Origin of the sequence: Parabacteroides sp. PF5-9, assembly GCF_029893105.1 — a bacterium.
Lineage (GTDB): Bacteria > Bacteroidota > Bacteroidia > Bacteroidales > Tannerellaceae > JARXWG01.
In genome coordinates this window covers 44,920-69,045 of sequence record NZ_JARXWG010000021.1, presented here as the reverse complement: position 1 = coordinate 69,045, position 24,126 = coordinate 44,920, and the positions used below count along the sequence as shown (strand labels likewise).

Here is a 24,126-nt window from a genome sequence, read left to right as displayed (position 1 = left end):
TTGTAAACTCTTTTAAGGACCATGAGTGTTTTGGTCTTTTTCGAAACTTAGAAACAGTCAAACTTGACAACCAATTTTAGGACGGGACAAGGTGTTTCTAAAGAACGGTTCGTATATTTTATTAAAACAGGCAAAACATACTTAAAAATCAAGCCAATGGCATCTCAAACCAGAAAGTCGAACCTTTCCCTTTTTCAGACTGAACGCCAAGGGTGCCTCCCAGATCTTCGATGATTTTCTTGCAGATACAAAGACCTAGTCCGAGGCCTACCTGAAATTCTCTGGCTTTATAGAAATTTTTGAATATCTGGGAGATCTCGCTATCGGTTAGTCCGATGCCGGTATCAATAACTTCGATACGCACCTTTTTATCGTCGCATAGGTAATAGCGAAGTGTAACGGAGCCTTCTTCCGTAAATTTATACGCGTTATCAATCAGATGAAACAGAACTTGCACCACCCGGTCGTGATCCGTATTTAATAAGATCGAAGGAGAGTTTTCGTCGAAAACGAATTGGATATGACTTTTTTGATGCGCCGAACGGAGAGCAATCGCCTTTTCACAGATTATTCTTACATCCGCCTCATTTGCAACATATTGCATATCTCCTGCTTCGGCTTTGGTAAAGCTCAGAATACTATCGATGATCTGAAGCAGAATATCATTGTTTTTCTTTATCAGATCGATAAAGTACCGATTCTCTTCCGATTCGCTTGTCTCAGCCAATATATTGGAGAAACCGATGATTGTATTTAGCGGGGTACGCAATTCATGACTCATATTTTCAATGAAAGCAATTTTGAGTTTATTGGCTTCCCGCTCATTGATCAACGCCAGTTCGTTTTCGCGTTCTTTAGTAATATCTCTTGTCAGACAGATCAGCCGCGACGGATGGTTGTCGGTATCATCATATTTATAGGTGCGAAAGTAAGTCGTATGCCAGCGAAGTTCATCTTCTTTATACTGCCGGTATGTTTCTGAAAAAGAGTCGATTTCACCGTCAATAATTGCCTGTATCTGTCGAAATACCCGCTCTTTATCCTCCGGATGAATCTGCCCTAAATGCGCTTCTTTACTCTTACGGGCTAATACATCTTCGGTCTCCACATTCTTTCGCTGCTCACGATTCAACAGACTGTAGTCGATTGCTACCGTATTACTTTTCACATCGTATTCCCAGATATAGGCATTCGCCGTATTGATCGCCATAGTCAGCTTGGTCAAACTGTCTCTCAATTCCTCTTTTTTCTGATAATAAGTGGTGTCGTGATGAACCAGAAGCACAAAGGCTATAATTTTATCCTCATTGTTTTTCAAAGGAATACATTTCCCGATCAGGCGCATCTCTTCGACCGTATGGGATGTTTCAAAATAACTCTCTCTCCGGATCGTTTTATAACTATAGTCGTTCTCAAACATCGCTTCCTGACCATTCCGAATACGCATAAAAGCTTCTTCCGGGATTGTCGGATTGTCAAATAAGTTGATACCTAAAATATTCTCCTTCTGAGCTCCCAATATATCCAAATCGTACTGGTTGATATTCACCAAATATCCATCTCCATCATAGAGTTCGATGCCGACAGGCAACGTTTCGAAGATCGTTCTAAAGATCGAATCGTTTTTAAATGTTTCAATGGAAGAGTCTTTGATCGTCTTCTGCATCTGTTGATTCTCTATAAAAATGGAAAATAAGTCAGAGAATAAATGACTGTTTTCTACTTCAGACTCGATCCAATTATGCTGCCGGCCAACAAACTCGATCCCCATAAAACCACAGATATACCCTTCCGTAAAGATCGGAGTGGTCAGCAAAGATTTCACCCCGTTTTTTATGATCAGGCTTTGCTCAACACGGCCGCTCTCCGGTATATCCTGATAGACATCATTGATGATTGTATCGATACCTCGACGGATATTACCAATCCACCAGGGAAAATCTTTTTCGTAAAGAACATTGGATCCTAAAAACTGCGTATTGAGAAACCGACTTAAATCCATTTTATTATCAGAGGATATTTCATGGATAAAGGTCAGACTCAAATCATTCTCATTAAAATAGCCGATATAAACACGATCGGCATCAAAGAATGACATCACTTTTGCTAATCCTTCATTGATGGCAGTTGAGGTGTCTGCCTTTTTGATGACATGAAGGATCTCCTGCATTGTCTGTCGGAAAAGCTGATGCTCTTCCCGATGTTCGTGGGACTGCTGTGGCTCGATCTGGTTCATTTAGTGGACTATCAAATATAAATACGCTAGCGCTAATAGGGACAAATATAACAATTTTAATATGACTAAGAACAATATGCTCCGAATAGGCTCCGTTTATGATGATTTTTAACAATACCCCCTTTTTAAGGAGACTCTAAACGTTTTTTTGCTGTAAATTATTGCATTAATAAAAAAAATGTTGATATTTGTGTGCCGACATTCGACCTTTGCCAATTAAGGGCTATGTCATTTGGTTGTGTTTAGAATATAACGAATTTAGCTAATGTATATTTCCCATTGGAAAGTAAGTTGTACCTATAATATCTGTCATTATTGTGATAGGATATAATATTATCATGTCATTTTTATTGTTTATTTAAATCATAGTAGCATGAAAACAGAAGAACAAAAAAACGGAATTAACAGACGTCAATTCCTTGGTTATTCGGCATTAGGACTTGCCGGATTGACAATCCTTCCAAGCTGGGCACAGAATGGTGTCCGTATCGCTCCCAGTGATCGCGTAGTTATGGGATTCATCGGCCTTGGACGCCAAGCGCTGAGCGATTTCCGCGGTTTTGCGGCTTGCCCGGGTTTACAGGTGGCAGCTTGTTGTGATGTAGACTCGATGAAAGTAACACGCTTTCAGAAAAGAGTGGCCGAATGGCAAAAAACAAAAGATATGAACGAACGTTGCGACGGGTATGAGTTCTACGAAGACCTGTTGGAACGTAAAGATATCGATGCTGTAGAAGTGGTAACTCCTGACCACTGGCATGCACTGCAATCTATCCACGCTGCTCAAGCAGGTAAGGATATTTATTGCCAGAAACCGTTGGCGTATACCATCACTGAAGGTTTGGAAATTCAAAGACAAGTACGCGATAACAAACGTGTATTACAAGTAGGTAGCCAACAACGTTCACAAGCAACATTCCAAAAAGCGATCGAACTGGTACAAGCCGGTGCAATCGGTCATGTAGAAAAAATATATGCACGCGTAGGTGAACCACCAACGCCACTGAATCTGGCAGAAGAAAAAATACCTGCAAACCTGAACTTCAATATGTGGATGGGTCCATTGAATGATCCGAAGATCCATTATCATCCAGATCTGTGTCCTCCGATCTCACTGAATCCCGAAGTAAACGAAAAACTATGGGGTGCATGGCGTTGGTATCAGGAAACCGGTAACGGTTACACTGCTGACTGGGGTGCGCATATGTTCGATATCGCTCAGGCTGCTATCGGTATGGACGGATCAGGACCGGTTGAATTTATCCCTAAAGGATACAACGGTACACAGTGGGCAACTATGAAATATGCGAACGGTATCGTTATGACCGAACAACCATATCTGGATGATAACGATTCGGCACAGGGTATCAAATTTATCGGAACAAACGGATGGATCGAAGTGTCTCGTAGCCATCTTGCTTGCTCTGACGCTTCTAAGGTTCCGGCTGATGTAGCTGGTACTCGTCCGATGAATGCGGCTCAACGCGAAGCACAACGTCAGATGACGGCTGCACAACGTTCACAACAGGGCGAACGCAACCGTGGTAACGCGCTTCAGTTCGAGATCAGTTCTCCACATATGCAGAACTTCATCGACTGTGTTCGTTCACGTCAGAACCCGATCGCTCCGGTAGAAGTGGGAACAAGCACCAACACATTGTGCTGTCTGGCTAACATCTCTCGCGAATTGAACCGTCCGGTGAAATGGGATCCGGCTACATTAAGCTTTAAAGACAACGACAAGGAAGCGAAAGCACACCGTTTGTATTACTATGACTACAGACGTCCTTATTCATTGTATTAATCATATTTGAATCTGCAGTCGAAGTTGTTATCTCATAACATTCTTCGACTGCATATTCACACTAATCTATAATTTATCATGACAAATAGAAGAGATTTCCTTCGTAACGCCTCACTTTTCACCTTAGGTGGACTGTTGGCAGGTAAAGGCTCGATGGCCTCAGCGGCTACAAATGCAGCGCCAGTGATTAACAATGCACATGCCAAAAAAAGTTTTGGATTGCAGATTTACTCACTTGGTCGTGAATTAGGCGAAGATGTTCCTGGTGGACTGAAAAAAGTAGCCGGTATGGGTTATTCATATATTGAATTGGCCGGATACCGCGACGGTAAAATCGGCCAAGTGAGCATGGCTGATTTCAAAAAAATGGCTGATGATGCTGGTTTGGTTATTCGTAGTACGCATGTGAACCCTCCGGTAAATGCATATAATCAGTCTAATAAACAACAAATCATGGATTTCTGGAAGAAAACAGCTGATGACCATGCGAAAATTGGCGTTAAACTGTTGATTCAACCCGGACAACCTTCTACTCGTAGCGTAGAAGAGACATCTTTCGTTGGAGAAATATTCAATGAAGCCGGTAAGATTGCTAAGGCAGCAGGAATGTCATTTGGTTACCACAACCACTCCGGTGAATTTGCCCGTGTTATTCCTGGTGGTAGAGAATCATTCGTCGGACGTAGTATCTTCGGACGTAACTTACCCGAAGGCACTGAAATTATCTACGACTGCATGTTAAGAAATACAGATCCTTCATTAGTATTCTTCGAAACAGATGTTTACTGGACTGTTATGGGACAGCAAGATCCTGTGGAATATATGCAAAAATACAAGAATCGTATCACCGTGCTTCATATTAAGGATAAAGCTGTTTTAGGCAAATCTGGTATGATGAATTTCGAAATGATCTTCAAACAAGCATATGAAAACGGTATTAAAGATTTCTTTGTTGAATTAGAAAATGTTCAAAATATGTCTCAGTTCGACGGTGTAAAAGGATGTGCTGATTACCTGAACAATGCTAGCTTTGTAAAATAAATCAGAACCATAAATAAGAAAAAGGATGCGCAAAGAATGTGTATCCTTTTTCATTTTATACGGTTATTTCTAAAAATAAACTAAAAACATAGTATATTTGACCCTTGTTTTTATGAAACATTTTATTTTTTAACACATAAACAAAAGAAAAAATGAAAAAGTATGTAGCAGAAATGATCGGAACAATGGTTCTTGTTTTGATGGGATGTGGTAGTGCTGTATTTGCCGGAAATGTAGCCGGTACAGTGGGAGCAGGCGTAGGAACACTTGGCGTTGCTTTAGCTTTTGGACTTGCTGTTGTCGCCATGGCATATACAATCGGTAAAATTTCGGGATGTCATATCAATCCGGCAATTACCCTCGGTGTATGGCTTTCAAACAGAATGCCGTCGAAAGAAGCTGGCATGTATATGTTATTCCAAGTGATCGGCGCCATCATTGGCTCTGTTATTCTTTACGGCTTAGTGGCAACTGGTTCTCACAACGGACCTACAGCAACAGGCTCCAACAGTTTCCAGGATGGTCATATGTTACAAGCCTTTATCGCTGAAATGGTCTTTACCTTTATCTTTGTTCTTGTCGTATTAGGAACAACTTCAAAAGGAGCCGACAACAAATTTGCCGGTTTGGCAATCGGTCTTTCTTTAGTCTTAATTCATATTGTATGTATCCCTATTACAGGTACATCGGTAAATCCGGCTCGTAGTATCGGTCCTGCTCTATTTGAAGGAGGAGCCGCTTTATCACAATTATGGCTGTTCATTGTCGCACCGCTTTTGGGTGCAGCCTGTTCTGCTTTTGTTTGGAAAGCAATTGACACTGCACAGGATGCTTAATCGCAATTAAGAGATAAAAAACAAGACCGGGTTGTAAAAATCCGGTCTTGTTTTTTTATACCCTTATGTTTCTTTTACTTTTTTATAAAGTCATTAAAATGCGAACCTTATCCTATCTCTATTTTTTTATTACCTTTGCCTTTCAAAAAACCGAAGTAAAACAAAAATGGCTTCAAAAGTAACTAAAGGCATTCTTATTTTTTTCTGGGCATTCTTTCTAATTGCACTGGCTTTTGTGGTTCTGTTATTTTCAGGAATAGCAAAAGGATCAATCGGATATATGCCGCCTATTGAACAATTGGAAAATCCTATCGATAAATATGCTTCTCAAGTAATCTCTTCAGATGGAAAAGCATTGGGAGCTCCTTTTGCACATAGTACGGATAACCGTATATATATCAACTACAATGATTTGTCTTCCGACTTGGTTAAAGCACTTATTGCGACCGAAGATATACGTTTCGCGCAACATAGCGGCATCGATATCTATGGATTGGCTCGTGCTATTATTAAAAGAGGGATATTGATGCAAAAAAGTGGAGGTGGAGGGAGTACCATCACCCAACAGCTTGCCAAACAATTATATTCGCCCAATGTTGATAACCTATTGGAAAGAGCGCTTCAGAAACCGATCGAATGGGTGATTGCCGTTCAATTGGAACGTTTCTATACGAAAGAAGAAATCATCAATATGTATCTGAATAAGTTTGATTTCTTATATAATGCGGTTGGTATTCAATCGGCTGCACGTGTTTATTTTGATAAAACGCCCAAAACATTAAGTATCGAAGAGGCTGCCACATTGATCGGCATGTGTAAAAACCCTTCATATTATAACCCTGTACGTTATAACGAACGAACATTAGGACGTCGGAATGTGGTTTTGGAACAAATGTGTAAAGCGCAATACATTTCCCGTACCGAGTGTGATTCTTTAAAAAATTTACCTCTTACGGTACATTTCACCCGGATGGATCATAAGGAAGGGTTAGCACCTTATTTCCGTGAATATTTACGTCTGACAATGACAGCGAAAAAACCGGAACGTAAAAATTATGCCAGCTGGCAAACACAAAAATTCAAGGAAGATTCCATTGCCTGGGCCACCAATCCGCTTTTCGGCTGGTGTAATAAAAACAAAAAAGCAGATGGCAGTAATTACAGTATTTACACAGATGGTTTGAAAATTTACGCAACGATCGACTCCCGGATGCAGCAATATGCTGAAGAAGCCGTTCGGGATCATATGAGCAAAGATTTACAACCTGCTTTCTTTAAAGAGAAACGAGGAAGAAGTTATGCTCCTTTCTCCAGTCATTTATCTGCCGGACAGATAGACACGATATTAATGCGCTCCATGCAACAGACCGATCGTTATCGTGAGTTGAAAAAAAGCGGTAATAGTGAAGATCAAATCAAAGAGGTATTCCAAAAGCCTGTCGATATGCGTGTATTCAGTTGGAATGGGCAGATCGATACGATTATGTCGCCTATGGATTCGATCCGTTATCATAAAAGCTTTCTGCGAACAGGTTTTATGTCTATGGATCCGCGTACCGGTTATGTAAAAGCGTATGTCGGAGGGATTGATTACAACGACTTCCAATACGATATGGTTAATGGTGGACGTCGTCAAATCGGCTCCACAATGAAACCATTCCTATATTCACTAGCCATGATAGAAGGGATGAATCCTTGTGATGAACTACTCCATGTTCAACCTAGTTTACGCGATGAAAACGGGAAAGTTTGGGAACCTCGTAACTCCAGCGACAAAATGCTAGGTGAAAAAGTCACCATCCAATGGGGATTACAAAATTCGTCAAACTGGATCACGGCTCAGTTAATGGGACGGCTTTCCCCTTATACATTTGTACGTTTATTACAGTCATACGGATTAAAAGGAGAGATCGATCCGGTAATCTCTATGGCACTTGGAACTCCAGATGTATCTGTCGGAGAAATGGTTGAAGCCTATACCGTATTCCCCAATAAAGGAATACGCATTGAACCATTATATGTCAGTCGGATTGAAGATAAACACGGAAATGTGGTAGCCTCCTTTACCCCTCGGGTAAATGAAGTATTGACAGAAGACGCATCCTACAAAATGCTTCATATGATGAAAAGTGTTATCGATGGAGGTACCGGTGGACGTGTACGTTTCCGTTACGGTATTAAAGCGGAAATGGGTGGAAAGACTGGTACGACACAAAACAATTCGGACGGTTGGTTCATGGGATATACTCCAAGTCTGGTTTCTGGCTGTTGGGTCGGTGGTGAAGATCGTTCTATCCATTTCGACCGGTTGACTGAAGGTCAAGGTGCCAGCATGGCCTTACCTATATTCGCTATGTATATGCAAAAGGTATTTGCGGATAAAACATTGGGGTATTCTGAAGATGAGACGTTTGACATTCCTGCTCGATATACCGTCCCATGCATAACCTCAATGGAAGATTATAACAACAATACGTATAATAGTTGGGAAGAATTAACACCGGATATCGGCGGTATTGATAAGATGTTTGAATAAAAAATTACTCCTGTCCTAAAAGTTCTAACAACAGACGTAACGCCATATCGGTGCTTTGTTGGATAACCTGCTGACGATCTCCCTCAAAATAGAAACATTTCGACACAACATCCTTTTTGAATGTTGCAGCAATCCAAACCGTACCGACAGGTTTTTCCGGAGATCCGCCATCCGGCCCGGCAATACCCGAAGTGGCAACTGCACAGTCACATCTCAATACCTGAATAATACCTAATGCCATTTGTTCAACAACAGGTTGACTCACCGCTCCATAACTATCCAACACTGCTTCGGAGACCCCAAGCAGTTTATGTTTGACTACATTACTATAGGAGACTATACTTCCCACAAAATAAGCCGAACTTCCCGGAACAGAAGTAAATACACTGGCTATACGTCCTCCTGTACAACTCTCAGCCGTACCGACAGATAACTTACGCGACTTCAACAACTCTCCGACCTGTTTGATTAAAACAGTCTGATTTTCTCCAACATAGAAAGCCTCTCCCATACGACTTAAATTTCAACCCTTGAAAAAGGCACTGCATCCATCGGGCAAAACAGGCGATCCAGGTATTTATAATAGCCGGTTATCGCCACCATCGCTGCATTATCTGTTGTAAAAGCAAACTGCGGTAAAAAGACATTCCACCCATACCGTCGGGCATGATCTTCAAAAGCATCTCTTAAACCAGAGTTAGCAGAAACCCCTCCGGCAACAGCAATTTCTTTTATACCCGTTTCTTGGGATGCTTTACGTAGTTTATCCATTAAAATATCTACGACGGTTGCTTGTAAAGACGCACATAAGTCAGCCTTATTTTCTTCGATAAAATCGGCATTTTCAGCCAATTTATCACGCAAAGTATACAGAAAGGATGTTTTCAACCCACTAAAACTATAATTCAACCCGGGAATATGAGGTTTACTGAATTTAAAGGCTTTTGGATTACCTTCATTCGCCAAACGATTAACAACAGGTCCACCCGGATAACCCAACCCCATCACTTTGGCACATTTATCAAATGCTTCCCCTGCCGCATCATCAATAGTTTGTCCGATGACCTCCATTTTATTATAGCTATCCACTTTTATGATTTGTGAATTTCCACCGGAAACCAACAAACACAAGAAAGGGAAAGCCGGCTGGTGATCATCTTCCGGATGCTCTTTTATAAAATGAGCCAATACATGTGCCTGCAAATGGTTGACTTCAATCATTGGAATATGCAGGGACAACGCTAATCCCTTGGAAAAAGAGGTACCGACCAGTAGCGATCCCATCAATCCGGGGCCACGCGTAAACGCAATGGCCGACAATTCCGACCGGTCTATACCCGCTCGCTTAATCGCCTCAGTCACTACCGGTATAATATTCTGTTGATGCGCCCTGGAAGCCAACTCCGGGACAACCCCTCCATAAGCCTCATGAACAGCCTGACCGGCAATTACATTGGAAAGCATCACTCCATCACGAATCACCGCAGCGGATGTATCATCACAAGAGGATTCGATTCCCAATATTGTTATACTCATATCTTCTCCTTTTTTACTGCAAATTAACGAAAACTATCGCGATAATATTGTAGTTTTGCGTTTAAAATACAGAAAAGGTATCAGAGGTCTTAAATACATAATTATCACATTACTTATTCTGTTTTGGGTATTCTATGTCATGCCGATTATTCTGGTAAATATACCATATATTCAACGGCAAATCACAGCTATTGCGACAAAAGAATTATCCGAACATCTGGGTGTGCCTGTTCAAATCGGGAAAGTCGGCATATCCTGGTTTAACCGTTTAACCCTTGATGATGTTTATCTGGAAGACGAATCAGGCCAACCGCTTTTGGAAGCAAATCATCTGGCCGCCGGATTCGAAATGATCCCATTTATGCAAGGGCGATTTGTATTCACCACCATCCGGTTATTTGGTTTTAACATTCATCTCTCCAAGAAGAGTCAGGAAGAACCACTAAACCTGCAATTCATCATTGATGCTTTTTCCAGTAAAGATTCGCCAAACAGGAATCCGGATATCGATCTGCAATTCAACTCCATTCTTATTCGCCGGGGAAATTTCACCTATCATGTGGCCAATGAAAGCAAAAAAGACGATCGGTTTGACCCCAACCACATCGATATTCAAAATCTAAATGCGAACATCACGTTGAAAGCATTTAACAAAGACAGTATTAATGCCAATATCAAACGATTAAGTTTCAAAGAAAGCTCCGGCTTCACGATGGAAAAACTCTCCATGAATCTTGTCAGCAATCCCGACAGCACATTCATAGATAATTTCCGGATCAAACTTCCGCGAACCGATCTGAGAATAGATAAAGCCACAATCAGTCATAACAAAATAGAGACTCTTTCCCATTTATTAAACGACGCTCCGATCAATCTGCGCATAACCCCCTCTATGATTTGCCTTCAGGATTTATCGCCTTTCATGCCAGTATTTATCAATTTTGCCGATGATATTGAACTGTCCGCCGAAGCCACAGGATACCTCAACAACATCAACCTGCAGGATTTAACCTTGAAATACAGTGATAAAATGCTCTTTACCGGAAAAATGGAACTAAGAGGCATATCCAACCCGGAAGAGGCCTATTTATTGGGTCGGGTAAACCGCATGTATATTACAACAGAAGGATTAGAGGGAATTGTCAACAACTTCAGCGAACGTCCGATTACACTACCGCAACCTGTAAAGCAACTGGGAACAATCCATTTTAATGGGGAGATTTCAGGTTTTTTTGACAACCTGGTCGCTTTCGGCGAAATTTCATCAGCAATCGGCTCCATCAAAACAGATATCTTATTCGGAAGCAACCCTAAAGAGGGCATAGCGACTTACGTTCGTGGTCATATGGAAACAGATGGTTTATTGATTGAAAATTTATTTGAAGAAAACAATCCCTACGGAAATATTCAATTTACGATCGACCTCGATACCCATCGCCCACCCAACGGACAGTTTTCCGGAAATATCCGTGGAGACATTGAAGAGGTTGATTTCAGAGATTATAAATACAAAAACATCCTATTATCCGGCAATTTCAAACACAATGGATTTGACGGATTTATCCACATCAACGATCCCAATGGAGAATTATCTGCCGAAGGAATGTTTCAACACCAAGGACAACACTCGGTTTTTAATTTTACAGCAAATGCCCAAAACATCCGCTTAGACAGCCTGAATCTTTCCAGTCAATACGAAAATCCATTACTGTCATTCTCAATAAATGCCGATTTCACCGGAAATAACATCGACAATATTGCCGGAAGTTTACAAGTAGACAGCTTTTCATTCAAAACCACTCCTCATGATTTTTTTCTAAAAAAACTGGAAATAGCAGCAAAAGGCCATCTGGAAGATCGTCAGCTAACAATTAAATCCGATCTATTCAATGGAGAAGTAACCGGCACTTATTCCTTTACAACGATAATCCCCAGTCTGATGAATACATTCCGGGAATACGTTCCTGCCGTTATCAATACCTCTTACCAAGAACAAGCAGCTAAAGAAAATAACTTTTCACTACTCCTTACCTTTGAGAATACAGAAAATCTCTCAAACACATTTAAACTCCCCTTCTCTATTATCAACCAGGGAAGAATTACCGGACATTATAACAATCGATACAACAAATTCAGATTAGAGGCCTGGTTTCCTAAGTTCAATATAGGAAACGCTATGTTTGAATCCGGCCATCTGGTTTCTGACAACCCCAATGAAGAGGTCGCTTTACAATTAAATGCCACCAATTATAATCCGAAAGGGTTGCGCAACTATCTGAAATTGAAATTCGACGCAAAAAACAACCGGATGAATAGCCGAATAGAATGGGCCAATAATAAAGAACAGTTATTCAAAGCCGATCTGATTACTTCAACCTATTTTGCCGAAGAAAAAGATGAAAAAGGAAATAGTTTCCTACGTACTGAAATCTCTATCGATCAAAGTCCGCTCATTATCAAAGACTCTTTATGGAATATGGGACCTGCCGCTATTACGGTTCAAAACAACCGGATCGACATTGATAATTTCACGATAGGTAACGAAAGGCAATACGCCCATTTTGATGGAGTTATATCCAAAAATCCGTTAGATACACTTCAACTGGATTTAAACAAAATCGAACTCAGTTATATTTTCGAGACACTCAATATTCCGGTATTGCAATTTGGAGGTGAAGCGACTGGAACATTCTATATCAACGACCTATACAGCAGCCGGATGCTGAACACCGATCTTGAAGTTCAAAACTTCTCCTTCAACCAAGTCCATCTGGGACGCCTGAATCTTTTCAGCGAGTGGGATGACGCACAACGAGGAATTTTAATGTTGGGATCCATCTATAAGAACGACAGTACATGGACCGATGTCAGCGGATACATCTTCCCTGTCAAGCCAAATGAAGGACTGTCACTACATTTCGATGCCAATGATGTCGACATTGCCTTTCTGCATCCTTTTTTAGAGAAAGTTGCCACAAACATTCAAGGACATGGCTTCGGACAAGTTCATCTATATGGTCCTTTTAAAGAATTAACGGTAGAAGGCAACGCCTATGTCAAAGAAGGTGGACTGGGCATCGATTTTCTCAACACCTACTATACCTTTTCAGATTCTGTTTTTATGGACAGCAAAGCGATCCATGTTCAAAATGCGACCGTATATGACAAATTCAATAATAGCGCCAAAGTCAATTTGACTTTCAATCACCAATATTTCAAAGATTATAATTTCACAGCAAACGTTCAAGCGAATAATTTCCTGGTCTACGACAAAGCGGAGAAAGATAATCCGATGATATACGGAACAGTATTCGGCAGTGGCGCTGTCGATATCAACGGAAATAAAGACCTTGTCAATTTTGACATCAATATGCAAAGCGCTCCCCGTACTTCCGTGAATTTTAATTTTATGACCAATTCGGCTTCCGACGAATACAATTTCATCACTTTCATCGATAAAAAAACGATTCCCAACCTACATACTATAGACACAGATTCTATACCTATTTCGACTATTACTCCGGAAGAAGGGACAGAAATGCGCATGAACTTTCTCCTTGACATTACCCCCGAAGCCAACGTTGAACTGATCATGGATCCAACAGCTGGCGATCGCATTAAAGGAAACGGAAGCGGAAGCGTGCAAGTACAATATGGTACAAAATCGGATCTGAGAATCTTTGGTGGTGTTCAAATTGTCGATGGAAACTACAATTTTAGTCTTCAACAACTCATCCATAAGAATTTCAAAATCAGAGAAGGCAGCACCATCGATTTCCAAGGAGATCCGTACAATGCCAATATGAATATCAATGCGACGTATAATTTGACAGCAAACCTTGGCGATTTAGACGAGGCACTTCTTTTGGAAACCGCACGTGCCAGCGTGCCGGTCAACTGCGTACTTATGCTTGACGGCAGATTAAGAAGCCCCGATATCAGCTTTGACATCGAATTTCCAGGTTCAACCGATGAACTTCAACGGCAAGTAAGAAGTCTTATCGATACTGATGAAATGATGATGCGACAGATTGTCTATTTATTAGTCTTAAATAAGTTCTACACACCGGATTATACCAAAGGATACGGCTCAAATGAATTCAACGCGGTAGCCTCTTCGGCTATATCTTCCCAACTCTCCAGTATCCTGAACAGTTTTACGGATAAAGTACAGATCGGCACCAATATCAGAGCCGGACAAGAAGGTTTTAATGAAAATACGGAAGTCGAAATGCTTCTTTCCAGTCAACTATTAGACAACCGGTTGATCATCAACGGCAATTTAGGATACAAAAACAGTACGATTGAGAATAACAACGTATTCATCGGAGAATTCGACCTTGAATACAAACTAACTCCATCCGGCGAAATCCGATTAAAGGCCTACAATCATGCCAATGACATGAATCGTTACCTGAAACAGTCCCTCACAACTCAGGGAGTAGGTATTATGTTTAAAAAGGAGTTTACCCACCCCTCGGAACTATTCCGCAGAAAAAAGAGAAACTTCTCCCCTATCCTTGAACAGCCGACTCTTATTATGCCTACTGATTCGACAACATCTACAGGTATTACAAAAGAATTGTAGTTGTTTTTTTAAAACCTCAAGGTCTTTTTTTTGTTACACCTACATCCATTTTCTGTTAGAGGTACCTCTAAATTATTTTAGAGGTAGGTGTAAATCGATTTAGAGGTACGTCTAAATTCGTTTAGAGGTACCTCTAACAGAAAAACGTTCTACAGTTTGAGAAAAAACGATCAGAAAGTAATATAAAAATCAGCCAGTAACGGTAAATGATCACTATATCCCTTTTCATATTTAAATCCATAATAGGTTCGCTTGGGACGGAGTCCATGCCAGGTTTTGTCTTTTACCAATAAAAAATCAGGAGCAAACAACCTTACCGTTTCAGCATCTAAACACATCGCAGAAGAGTGATCCAACAACTCCTTATTGACAATTATATGATCGAGTTGATTCCATTCTCCCTGGTATTTATGACTTCCCGGAAATCGGAATTGATCAGAATCTGCAAAAAGATTATATAATTGAAGTTGATCTTTGGGGGATAAATTTTCTTTTTCTTGTTTGGAGAAGGAGGAATAAGGTAATGCTGTCAAGATATTTCGTAGGCTTTTATCACCAGGCGTATCATTAAAATCACCCATGATCAAAAATTGTGGTTTTTTACGAACGTTGTATAAAGAATCACATAACAATCTCAAGGTTCTTGCGGCTTCAAGACGTCTATTCTCACTCTCCTTCTCTCCTCCGTAGCGGGAAGGAAAATGACACACAAAAACATCCAAGGTATCTCCGGAAATAATTTCGCCATATACATGAAGAATATCACGTGTTGAACGTATTGTGCCGGAGGCAAACCGCACCGGATGTGAATGGTGTGCGATATATCCGAATTTATCCCGCTGATACAACAATGCGACGTTTATTCCCCGCTGATCGGAGGTTGATGTCAAACAATACCGATACTGCTGCAAACGTAATGAGGTCTGATTCACCAACCGGTCAAGTACCGAATCATTCTCTATTTCACACAGACCGACAATAGCAGGAGTATCCCATTCGCCGGCAGCAGAAATAACTTTTGCTATTTGTTGCAATTTATGGATATACCTCCCATTTGTCCAATAACGACTTCCTTTGGGTAAAAACTCATCATCTATTGTCTTTGGGTTATCTTTTGTATCCAGCAAATTTTCAACATTATAACTCATCACCCGAAAGTGTTGTTGTGAATTTGCATAAAACAGATTCATACACAGCAATACGCAGAAAGGCCAAAAAGATTTTTTCATAGTCGGGTTCTTATTTTTGGGTTTGGAGTATCGTATCTCCCCTACTCCTCTTCTTCCTCAGCTGCCACAAACTCATATGCGCCAATCGTGGGGCCATCCGGGCTATCTATCCGGCTCACGCCATAGCGATCTTCAGGGTATTGTCGGGATATGAGCAAGTCGGCTTTTCCCACACCCACTGTTGTTGCCGAATCCAGACGAAAATCAAACTGATACTTATTTTTCTCTCCACCCAGCATGCGATACGCAGGACTCTTCGAGACAAATAATACATTTGAAAAAGCCGCACCGGGATTCTCCTCGCTTTTTGTTTTAATCACACAATGATTAAATTGATATTCAAAAGCGATATTTTCTTCTGGAGACAATAGTATTTCACCAGTCAAAGGTTTGCTGCCCGCATCTCTGTTGCCATCAATAATACAATTATCAAATGTGACATTTAATGGTGCTGTTTGTTTTTCCGGCAATGCATTCGACAGAACCAACACCTGTGGTAAGGAGTCATTACGGCTCTTATAGGTCATATAATTTGCCAGTGTACAATGGATAAAATGGTACTTTCCACCCATCAATGCAGAGATCGTTCCTGTCGCATTACTCAGTTCGCTATTGATGAGTTCGATCTGACAGTTAATGGCAGTCAACAGATTTCCATCCATATTGGTAATCTGCGAATTCGTGATCTTCAACTTAGGGCGATCGGGCGATGATGGTAAAAAAGTCATACCGCTTTGCCCGTTTCGGATATATACATAATCCATTGTATTATTATAACTCTCCGACGCAAAGAAGATACCTCCCCATTGCCCCGGGGCACGATCATACGGCAGTATGTCATTTAAAATAAAATCTAAACGATCACCCCTGAAAGTCACCGGTTTATCTTGACTACCATTAACTTTTAGCGTTCCATGAACCACCAGATTTGCTCGATCATGCATATAAAAAGTGGCTCCTTCTTCGATATTTACTGTGACTCCGGGATTAACCACCAGGCTATCATAAACCAGATACGGTCGATCGGCGGTAAGGGTCGTATCTTTTGTAATCGTTTTACCCCCTTTATATAAATATACATCCTGTCCAAAAGCCTCCAATACTACGCGTTGCCGATTTCCATTCAAAGTGAACATCACTGAATCGATCACCTGCAGTGGCTGGTATTTTTCATTCGGATCGACAGTTACTTCAACAAAGACATACATACTGTCTTTAGCCAATATGCCTACGTCACTGAAGCTATCCCCTCTTCTTCCATCGACGTTGATACGAAATCCCGATGATCCGGCACCAGCCAGCATAATCGACTCAACATTAACCGGTTCGCTATTGGGGTTATAAATCATAAATTGCCGTGTGGCAGAACCGATCGTCGTAAAGACCGTATCAAATGTGAGTGTATCAACAGAAAAAGCCAAACGATGGCTTGGATTTGTAGAGTAGTTGTCATCCAGTTCATTACATGCTGAAAAAAAAGCTGTAACAAATAAGAAAGCGACCAATAAGCGTATGGTTAATTTATTCATTTCTCCAGCGATTATATGAAAATAAAAAAAGAGGAGAAGTTTATACCATCAACTATCTCCTCTTTTATAACGTATTAAAATGTATTTTATTTTGCCGGAATGCTTTTCAATGTTTCAATCAAATGTCTCCACCATAAATCAACCGTATCTATCTGAATACGTTCACTGGGTGAGTGCACATCCCGAAGTGTCGGACCAAAAGAGATCATATCTAAATGAGGATGTTTTTCAAGGAATAATCCACATTCAAGACCGGCATGTATCGCCATGATCTTCGGTTCTTTATTGAACAAACGTTTGTAAGCGTCGGCTGCCACTTTCAGTATTTTAGAATCCGGATTCGGACTCCATCCCGGATATCCGTCGCCATGAGATACGTCTGCTCCTGCAAGCAAAAACACAGAAGCGACCGTATTTGCTATCGCGATTTTACTCGATTCGATAGAACTTCGCTGGCTCGTTCCGACGACAATCGCATTGCCCTCTTTCATCTTTACCGAAGCCAGATTAGTCGATGTTTCCACCAAACCTTCCAGGTCATGACTCATTGCAATAACACCATGCAGACAAGCATGCATGGCATAAATAAGCTTTTCTGTCGTTATTTCATCAACCTGTTGTGCCGGTTTATCTGCCGATTCCATAGTTATACGCACATTCGGATCAGCATGTTTCAGCTCATTTTCGACATCTGCAGTAAATGTATTTAATAACACACGTACCGCCTCTTTATCCGATGATTTAATTCCTATCACCGCATAAGCTTCACGGGCTATTGCGTTGCGAAGATTTCCTCCGTCAATTTCACAAAGCGCAAACGCATAGTTCTTTTTCAATAAGAAAAGGAAACGAACCAGAATCTTATTCGCATTTCCCAGTCCTTTATGAATTTCACCGCCGGAATGTCCTCCATTCAAGCCTTTAATATCAATCCGGAAATAGAGCATATCCGATGGAACAGCTTCTGGTTTATAATGAAATACCGCCTGAGTGTCTTTCCCTCCGGCACAGCCGATAAACAACTCTCCCTCATCCTCACTATCCAGATTCAATAAGATATCGCCTGTCATAAACCCTTCCTGCAAAGCTTTTGCTCCTGTCAGACCGGTCTCTTCATCAACTGTAAACAGACATTCGATCGGCCCGTGTTCTATATCATTGGATGCCAATAAAGCTAATTCCGCAGCCATTCCAATTCCATTATCTGCGCCAAGGGTGGTGCCATTTGCACGCAACCAATCGCCATCGACGACTGTTTCTATCGGATCGTTATCAAAATCAAATTTCTTATCACTATTTTTTTCGCAAACCATATCCATATGCGATTGCAAGATGACAGTCGGGCGATCTTCCATACCGGGAGTAGCCGGTTTTGTCATTAAAATATTGCCTACTTCATCCTTTTTGATTGCAATATGGTGCTTTTGGGCAAATGCCTCCAGATACTGAATAATTTTACCTTCCTTCTTTGAAGGGCGAGGCACTTGTGTTACTTCATGGAAATAATTCCATACCATTTTAGGTTTTAAGTCTGTTATCTTCATCATGTTATACTATATTATATGTAAGATCTATTCACTTTCTATTTTTAGAAATACGCTCAAATAATCAAAAAAATGTAGAATTAAATACTCAAAAGGTATTTTATAATCACTTAAACTCTTATATTTGCGTCCACAAATATAGAGAAAATGCTTACAACGTTATTGATAACAGTCATAATTCTTGTTATTTGTATTGCACTATTGTCTGTAAAAATTCTTTTTAAGAAGGGAGGAGAATTTCCGAACACGCATGTAGGAGGGAACAAAACGCTTAGAAAAAAAGGGATACATTGTGCTAAAACACAAGACAAGGAAGCGGCAAAGCAGAGAAATCTATATGATAGAATGAAAGAAACAAAAAAATAATACAAAGATTTAATTTAAACTTTATGAAGAACATTAACTACGTGATTAATGGAGTACTTGCCATAGCTATCTTGGTACTGTTTATTATGCAATTTTCAGGAAAAAAGGAGTCGAACGTCACACGCACATTTGCCTCTGACGGGGAGACATCCAGTCTGCCGATCGCATATGTTAATGTCGATTCTTTATTACTCAATTACAATTATTCGAAAGATCTGTATGAGATCCAGTTGAAAAAACAGGAAAATGCCAGAGCTAACATCGGACAACAAGCGCGTTCTCTGCAAACCGAGATGCAAGATTTTCAACGCAAACTGGAGAATAATGCATTCCTTACCCGCGAACGTGCCGAACAGGAACAGCAACGCTTATTGAAAAAACAGCAGGAGTTGCAGGATCTTGACGAACGTACAGCAGCCGAACTATTAGCCGAATCTCAGAAAATGGACGAACAACTGCGTGATAGTGTCGTTTCGCTGTTGAAAGTCTATAATAAAGATAAAGGATACAAAGTCATTTTCAGTAACAGTGGTGTTGATAATATTCTCCTTGCCGACGAAGTATACGACATTACTGCTGAAATTATAGAATACTTTAACAAAAACTATTCGCCATCGCGATAAAACGGATTTTTTTAGAAATCTCAACAAAATAGACCTTGAATCATTCTGATTCAGGGTCTATTTGTTTACCTTTCTCCCAACACAGCAAACGCTATAGATCGTTCATTTAGACCCTTTAAACTGTAGTTGTAAACATCAAATTTGACAAAGAGAAGTACTACAGCTTTTTTTTTACTATTTTAAAGCAGTTAATCCCCTTATTTTTTGTATGTTGATTTTTTTTAAATATATTTGCATGATATTTTATGTAAAAAGTCAAATAAAAACAGCTATAATTGTAGGGATTTGACGTTTTTTAGGAAACTCTATTAACTTATATTCTATTTTAAGAGAAGCATAATCGTTTTAATATAGACAATAAAGATTTATTTAGTAAAACAAAATGAAGAAATTACTCCTTTTATGTATCGCTTTGGGATTTGTATTCTCCTTATCCGCTCAGCGCGTAGCAGTAAAGAATAATGTTCTTTACGACTTAACCTTGACTCCAAACCTTGGTCTCGAATTTGGAGTAGGTTCAAAAAGCACTTTAAGCTTAGCCGCAGGTTACAACCCGTTTGAATTCGGAGATTACAAAAGATTCAAGCATTGGATGGTTCAACCAGAGTATCGTTACTGGTTCTGTGAAGCTTTTAACGGGACATACTTGGGTCTTCATGCCCACGGAGGTGAATTCAATGTGGCAGATTTAAAACTCCCCTTTGGATTTTTATCCCAATTAGAAGATCAGAGATACCAAGGATATTTTATCGGTGCGGGTATAAGTATTGGTCGTCAATGGATTATTAATGATCGGTGGAATTTTGAAGCGTCATTAGGTCTGGGATATGCTCACTTGGAATACGACAAGTACCCTTGCGCCGAGTGTGGAGAGAAAACACCGGGATCTTATGATTATTTCGGTCCGACCAAAACATCGATTTCATTTATCTACTTTTTCCGTTAACAAATTAACTCACAATGGTTATGAAAAAGATCAATATATATATTATAGCCCTACTGTCAATGTTGGCTTTCGGAACATTGTCAGCTCAAAATGCATATGAGGGGGACTTGCTTTTCGAAAACATAAAAGCTGCACGCCAAGACAACCAACTATTAATGGATGTTACGATCAATATCAGTGGCATCGAGTTGGGCAAACAACATATGATCGAACTAACACCAATGCTTCGGTCAAGTAATCAAACACGCAATCTGATATTCGAACCGATAATGATTGTAGGAACCACCCGCCATAAAGCGATACAACGTTCGATCAATTTAGGCAACTACAGATTCCCTGTAGAGCCTCAGCAATACATCATTAAATTTAAAGATGAGACCCAGCGCGCCTCCGTTAAATTACGTGTACCTTATGAAGAATGGATGCGTGACTCGGAGTTGATTTTTGCAGAAGTAGTGAGCGGTTGTGCTGATTGTGACTTAGGAAAAGCGGAACACATAGCAGCAGCTATTGCATTTGGCGTTCCTGCTCCGGTTAAAGCCGAATACGAACTATTATATGTAACTCCGGATGTTGAGCCGGTCAAAAATCGTGACGAAACACATTCTGCTCACCTCAATTACATGGTTGCCAAATACGACTTGATTCGTAATTTCCAAAATAATGCAGCTGTACTGGAAGAGGTTGACCGGATTATCCGCGATGTCAGAAACAATTCAGACTTGAATGTACAATCATTTACTGTAACAGGATATGCTTCACCTGAAGGAAATTACAACAGCAATATGATGTTGTCACAAAACAGAGCATACTCCTTTGTAAACTACTTATCAAGAACACATGGCATCAGTCAAAACATGATTCGCGTAGACTGGCGTGGTGAAGACTGGGAAGGTCTACGTAGAGCAGTAGAAAACTCATATATTCAAGACAGGGATGCCATTTTACGTATTATCGATTACACCGGGAACCCGGAAACACGTAAACGTCAGTTAAAAGCATTATCCGGAGGAACAACTTATCGTTATCTGTTGAATTCATTATATCCTCCTTTGAGACGTAATGATTATACGATTGCGTATACTGTACGATCATTTGATCTTGAAGAAGCAAAGAAAATGATCCGGACAAGACCTCATTATTTGAGTCTGAACGAGATGTTCCTGGTAGCCAACACATATCCGAAAGGCAGTCGTGAATTTAAAGAAATATTCGATATTGCAGTGAAAGTATTCCCGGATGACCCGGTTGCTAATATCAACGCAGCGGCTCAGGATATAGAGTACGAAGCATACGACTCGGCTATCAACCGCTTGCAGGGTATTAATCAGCCTGAAGCATGGAATAACCTGGGAGTTGCTTATGCACGCAAAGGTGATTATGCTCGCGCACAAGAGTACTTGCAATTGGCAGCCGATAGCGGTAACCGTATAGCGATGGCCAACTTGAATCAACTCAAAGCCTCACAACCAAGAAGATAACAAGTAAAACGCAACGTTATATACACAACAACAAAAAGAGACGTTTCTTTGTAGAAACGTCTCTTTTTTATATCCTGTTCTAAGCTTTTTATCCACAATGGAAATACCTGTTGACCAAATTCATCATCTCCTCCGGGTTTGATTGCAGATCATTTCTCAAGGACTCATCCTGATAACTACTCAATTGCCGGATGATATCATCTATCATTTTAACTCCAAACACATCATACTGTTCATAGACCGATCGTTGCTGTTCCAGACTGGCAGCTGATTTCACACAACAATCTGGCAATTGCGCCAGCGACTTCAGCTGTTCACTATTTTCCGAACGATGAATATTCACATTCACATACGTTTTCTGAGCCATTCCAAGCGCATCATCCATCTCAAAACCATGACGACAAGCGACAGCCAAACCAGCTATTAGTTGATAAATATTGGCAGAACCATCCGGCGAACGCATCTCAACGGTTTGTTTCTGCTGGGTGTCATAACTACTTTTTTGCTCTAACGGATTGGCCAATGCGCTCATATCTTGCTGACTCGTCCAACCCAACGGCACTCTGACCAATACCGAACGGTTTCGATCCCCCCAACAAACATTCGTCGGAGCCTCCTGATGCGGAACTAAACGGAAATACGATGTCGGATTCGTATTCCCAAACGCGGTAATAGAAGGAGCCAACAACATCATGCCGGCAATTGCTTTTCGTGCCACATCAGACAATTGTCCATTCGTCAGCATCTGGTTTTTACCATCCTTCATAATCCGCATATGGATATGCATACCCGACCCCGCCTTTCCGGCTGTTATTTTAGGAGCAAAAGTAATCGTATACCCATATTGACAGGCCAGATTACGGATCACCCATTTAGCCACCATCAATTGATCTGCTGCATCAATCGCATCTGTTGGTAAAAATTCTATTTCATTCTGTTCATAAATCAGTCCGTTTAATGTAAAATTCCCCACCTCAGAGTGGCCATATTTGATCAAACCACCTGCCTGAGCAATATATTTCATGCACTGTGTACGAAACTGATTGAATTTGGCAAAAGGACTTGATTCATGGTAGCCACGCTGATCCGTCGCAGGAAATAAACTATCGTCAGGCGCAATCACATAATATTCCAATTCCCCCATCGCTTCAAACCTCATGCCGGTCACATCCGTAAATGCCTTACAAGCCTTATATAAGGTATACTCTGGCGCACTCTCCAATGGCTCACCATCTTTATTAAAAAAAGAACACAACATAGTCAATGTCGGTATTTCTGCAAACGGATCTCTGAAAGCTGTACGAAAACGAGGAACAACATACAGATCACTACTTCCAGCCTCAACAAATGAAAACAAACTCGATCCATCCACCCGTTCTCCACAGGTCAGTATCTCTTCAAGATAAGCACCATTATTTATGACAAAATTCAATGTCTTCAACCGACCATCTCCGGCCGGATACATGAAGTTGACCATTTGAATCTGTTCTTCGTTGATATAACGAATAATATCTTCTTTCGTAAACTGATTAGCGGGCTTTTGCAGATACTTCACTAATAGATTTGCACTCAGCCTTAAGTTTAGATCCTTCATACTGTTTCCTGTGTTTGTGTTTGTTATTGATTCTTTATGCTTTCGAATCAAAGATAAAAAGAATTCCGGAAGATAGATTCATTCGACAATTGTCAAACGATCGTTCTATAACTATCAAATGATCATTCGACAGTTGTAAAAAATTCATTTGATAATTGTCAAACGAATTTCCCTCTTCAATGTCGCATATAACCGATAATGATCGATTTCACCGAAGATAATGCAAAAAAATGGTTC

General features: G+C 40.5%; 16 protein-coding genes. 9 read left to right on the top strand and 7 right to left on the bottom strand.

Features of this window, described 5'->3' with window-relative positions; translation table 11 throughout:
* Nucleotides 1–148: 148 nt before the first annotated feature.
* A complete protein-coding gene (locus M2135_RS12375) occupies nucleotides 149–2,236 on the bottom strand; it encodes an ATP-binding protein (protein WP_280748822.1) in 2,088 nt (695 codons plus the stop codon).
* 373 nt (nucleotides 2,237–2,609) lie between these two features.
* Here M2135_RS12375 and M2135_RS12370 point away from each other — a divergent pair, with 373 nt between their 5' ends.
* The 4 genes from M2135_RS12370 (at nucleotide 2,610) to M2135_RS12355 (ending at nucleotide 8,453) form a co-directional block, all read left to right on the top strand.
* Nucleotides 2,610–4,040: a Gfo/Idh/MocA family oxidoreductase gene (locus M2135_RS12370; RefSeq protein WP_280748821.1), complete on the top strand. Its 1,431-nt coding sequence runs from the start codon at nucleotides 2,610–2,612 to the stop codon at nucleotides 4,038–4,040.
* 78 nt (nucleotides 4,041–4,118) lie between these two features.
* Nucleotides 4,119–5,081 (top strand): sugar phosphate isomerase/epimerase, encoded by a 963-nt coding sequence (locus M2135_RS12365; protein ID WP_280748820.1) that lies wholly within the window; start codon nucleotides 4,119–4,121, stop codon nucleotides 5,079–5,081.
* Between the two features lie 152 nt (nucleotides 5,082–5,233).
* The gene (locus M2135_RS12360) at nucleotides 5,234–5,917 is read left to right on the top strand and encodes an MIP family channel protein (protein WP_280748819.1); all 684 of its coding nucleotides are present in this window, start codon (nucleotides 5,234–5,236) and stop codon (nucleotides 5,915–5,917) included.
* Nucleotides 5,918–6,083: 166 nt separating this feature from the next.
* Nucleotides 6,084–8,453, top strand: coding sequence for a transglycosylase domain-containing protein (locus M2135_RS12355; RefSeq protein ID WP_280748818.1), 2,370 nt, complete (start codon nucleotides 6,084–6,086; stop codon nucleotides 8,451–8,453).
* Between the two features lie 4 nt (nucleotides 8,454–8,457).
* Here the strand turns inward: M2135_RS12355 and M2135_RS12350 are convergent, their stop codons facing one another.
* The gene (locus tag M2135_RS12350) at nucleotides 8,458–8,964 is read right to left on the bottom strand and encodes a CinA family protein (protein ID WP_280748817.1); all 507 of its coding nucleotides are present in this window, start codon (nucleotides 8,962–8,964) and stop codon (nucleotides 8,458–8,460) included.
* A 5-nt stretch (nucleotides 8,965–8,969) separates the two neighbouring features.
* Nucleotides 8,970–9,989 carry a tRNA (adenosine(37)-N6)-threonylcarbamoyltransferase complex transferase subunit TsaD gene (tsaD, locus tag M2135_RS12345; protein WP_280748816.1) on the bottom strand — a complete coding sequence of 340 codons (1,020 nt, stop codon included), beginning with the start codon at nucleotides 9,987–9,989 and terminating at the stop codon, nucleotides 8,970–8,972.
* Nucleotides 9,990–10,128: 139 nt separating this feature from the next.
* Here tsaD and M2135_RS12340 point away from each other — a divergent pair, with 139 nt between their 5' ends.
* A complete protein-coding gene (locus M2135_RS12340) occupies nucleotides 10,129–14,577 on the top strand; it encodes a translocation/assembly module TamB domain-containing protein (RefSeq protein WP_280748826.1) in 4,449 nt (1,482 codons plus the stop codon).
* A 170-nt stretch (nucleotides 14,578–14,747) separates the two neighbouring features.
* On the opposite strand, the gene M2135_RS12335 is transcribed toward M2135_RS12340, so the two are convergent.
* From M2135_RS12335 to M2135_RS12325, 3 genes are all read right to left on the bottom strand, one after another.
* Nucleotides 14,748–15,767, bottom strand: coding sequence for an endonuclease/exonuclease/phosphatase family protein (locus M2135_RS12335; protein ID WP_280748825.1), 1,020 nt, complete (start codon nucleotides 15,765–15,767; stop codon nucleotides 14,748–14,750).
* An 80-nt stretch (nucleotides 15,768–15,847) separates the two neighbouring features.
* Nucleotides 15,848–17,335: a hypothetical protein gene (locus M2135_RS12330; RefSeq protein ID WP_280748815.1), complete on the bottom strand. Its 1,488-nt coding sequence runs from the start codon at nucleotides 17,333–17,335 to the stop codon at nucleotides 15,848–15,850.
* A gap of 86 nt (nucleotides 17,336–17,421) precedes the next feature.
* Nucleotides 17,422–18,879, bottom strand: coding sequence for an aminoacyl-histidine dipeptidase (locus tag M2135_RS12325; protein WP_280748824.1), 1,458 nt, complete (start codon nucleotides 18,877–18,879; stop codon nucleotides 17,422–17,424).
* A 147-nt stretch (nucleotides 18,880–19,026) separates the two neighbouring features.
* On the opposite strand from M2135_RS12325, the gene M2135_RS12320 reads away from it, so the two are divergent.
* The 4 genes from M2135_RS12320 (at nucleotide 19,027) to M2135_RS12305 (ending at nucleotide 22,295) form a co-directional block, all read left to right on the top strand.
* Nucleotides 19,027–19,245 (top strand): hypothetical protein, encoded by a 219-nt coding sequence (locus M2135_RS12320; protein WP_280748814.1) that lies wholly within the window; start codon nucleotides 19,027–19,029, stop codon nucleotides 19,243–19,245.
* A 23-nt stretch (nucleotides 19,246–19,268) separates the two neighbouring features.
* Nucleotides 19,269–19,868 (top strand): OmpH family outer membrane protein, encoded by a 600-nt coding sequence (locus tag M2135_RS12315; RefSeq protein ID WP_280748813.1) that lies wholly within the window; start codon nucleotides 19,269–19,271, stop codon nucleotides 19,866–19,868.
* A gap of 382 nt (nucleotides 19,869–20,250) precedes the next feature.
* Nucleotides 20,251–20,814: a DUF3575 domain-containing protein gene (locus M2135_RS12310; RefSeq protein ID WP_280748812.1), complete on the top strand. Its 564-nt coding sequence runs from the start codon at nucleotides 20,251–20,253 to the stop codon at nucleotides 20,812–20,814.
* Between the two features lie 20 nt (nucleotides 20,815–20,834).
* Entirely contained in the window at nucleotides 20,835–22,295 is a 1,461-nt protein-coding gene (locus M2135_RS12305; RefSeq protein ID WP_280748811.1) for a DUF3868 domain-containing protein, read from the top strand.
* An 88-nt stretch (nucleotides 22,296–22,383) separates the two neighbouring features.
* Here M2135_RS12305 and M2135_RS12300 read toward each other — a convergent pair whose 3' ends face one another.
* Nucleotides 22,384–23,889, bottom strand: a complete 1,506-nt coding sequence (locus tag M2135_RS12300) for a glutamine synthetase family protein (protein ID WP_280748810.1) — start codon at nucleotides 23,887–23,889, stop codon at nucleotides 22,384–22,386.
* Nucleotides 23,890–24,126: the final 237 nt, after the last annotated feature.

Excerpts from the sequence above, each read along its gene's own strand:
- M2135_RS12375 (WP_280748822.1), bottom strand. The coding sequence starts at position 2,236 with ATGAACCAGATCGAGCCACAGCAGTCCCACGAACATCGGGAAGAGCAT.
- M2135_RS12370 (WP_280748821.1), top strand. The coding sequence starts at position 2,610 with ATGAAAACAGAAGAACAAAAAAACGGAATTAACAGACGTCAATTCCTT.
- M2135_RS12365 (WP_280748820.1), top strand. The coding sequence starts at position 4,119 with ATGACAAATAGAAGAGATTTCCTTCGTAACGCCTCACTTTTCACCTTA.
- M2135_RS12360 (WP_280748819.1), top strand. The coding sequence starts at position 5,234 with ATGAAAAAGTATGTAGCAGAAATGATCGGAACAATGGTTCTTGTTTTG.
- M2135_RS12355 (WP_280748818.1), top strand. The coding sequence starts at position 6,084 with ATGGCTTCAAAAGTAACTAAAGGCATTCTTATTTTTTTCTGGGCATTC.
- M2135_RS12350 (WP_280748817.1), bottom strand. The coding sequence starts at position 8,964 with ATGGGAGAGGCTTTCTATGTTGGAGAAAATCAGACTGTTTTAATCAAA.
- tsaD (WP_280748816.1), bottom strand. The coding sequence starts at position 9,989 with ATGAGTATAACAATATTGGGAATCGAATCCTCTTGTGATGATACATCC.
- M2135_RS12340 (WP_280748826.1), top strand. The coding sequence starts at position 10,129 with ATGCCGATTATTCTGGTAAATATACCATATATTCAACGGCAAATCACA.
- M2135_RS12335 (WP_280748825.1), bottom strand. The coding sequence starts at position 15,767 with ATGAATCTGTTTTATGCAAATTCACAACAACACTTTCGGGTGATGAGT.
- M2135_RS12330 (WP_280748815.1), bottom strand. The coding sequence starts at position 17,335 with ATGAATAAATTAACCATACGCTTATTGGTCGCTTTCTTATTTGTTACA.
- M2135_RS12325 (WP_280748824.1), bottom strand. The coding sequence starts at position 18,879 with ATGAAGATAACAGACTTAAAACCTAAAATGGTATGGAATTATTTCCAT.
- M2135_RS12320 (WP_280748814.1), top strand. The coding sequence starts at position 19,027 with ATGCTTACAACGTTATTGATAACAGTCATAATTCTTGTTATTTGTATT.
- M2135_RS12315 (WP_280748813.1), top strand. The coding sequence starts at position 19,269 with ATGAAGAACATTAACTACGTGATTAATGGAGTACTTGCCATAGCTATC.
- M2135_RS12310 (WP_280748812.1), top strand. The coding sequence starts at position 20,251 with ATGAAGAAATTACTCCTTTTATGTATCGCTTTGGGATTTGTATTCTCC.
- M2135_RS12305 (WP_280748811.1), top strand. The coding sequence starts at position 20,835 with ATGAAAAAGATCAATATATATATTATAGCCCTACTGTCAATGTTGGCT.
- M2135_RS12300 (WP_280748810.1), bottom strand. The coding sequence starts at position 23,889 with ATGAAGGATCTAAACTTAAGGCTGAGTGCAAATCTATTAGTGAAGTAT.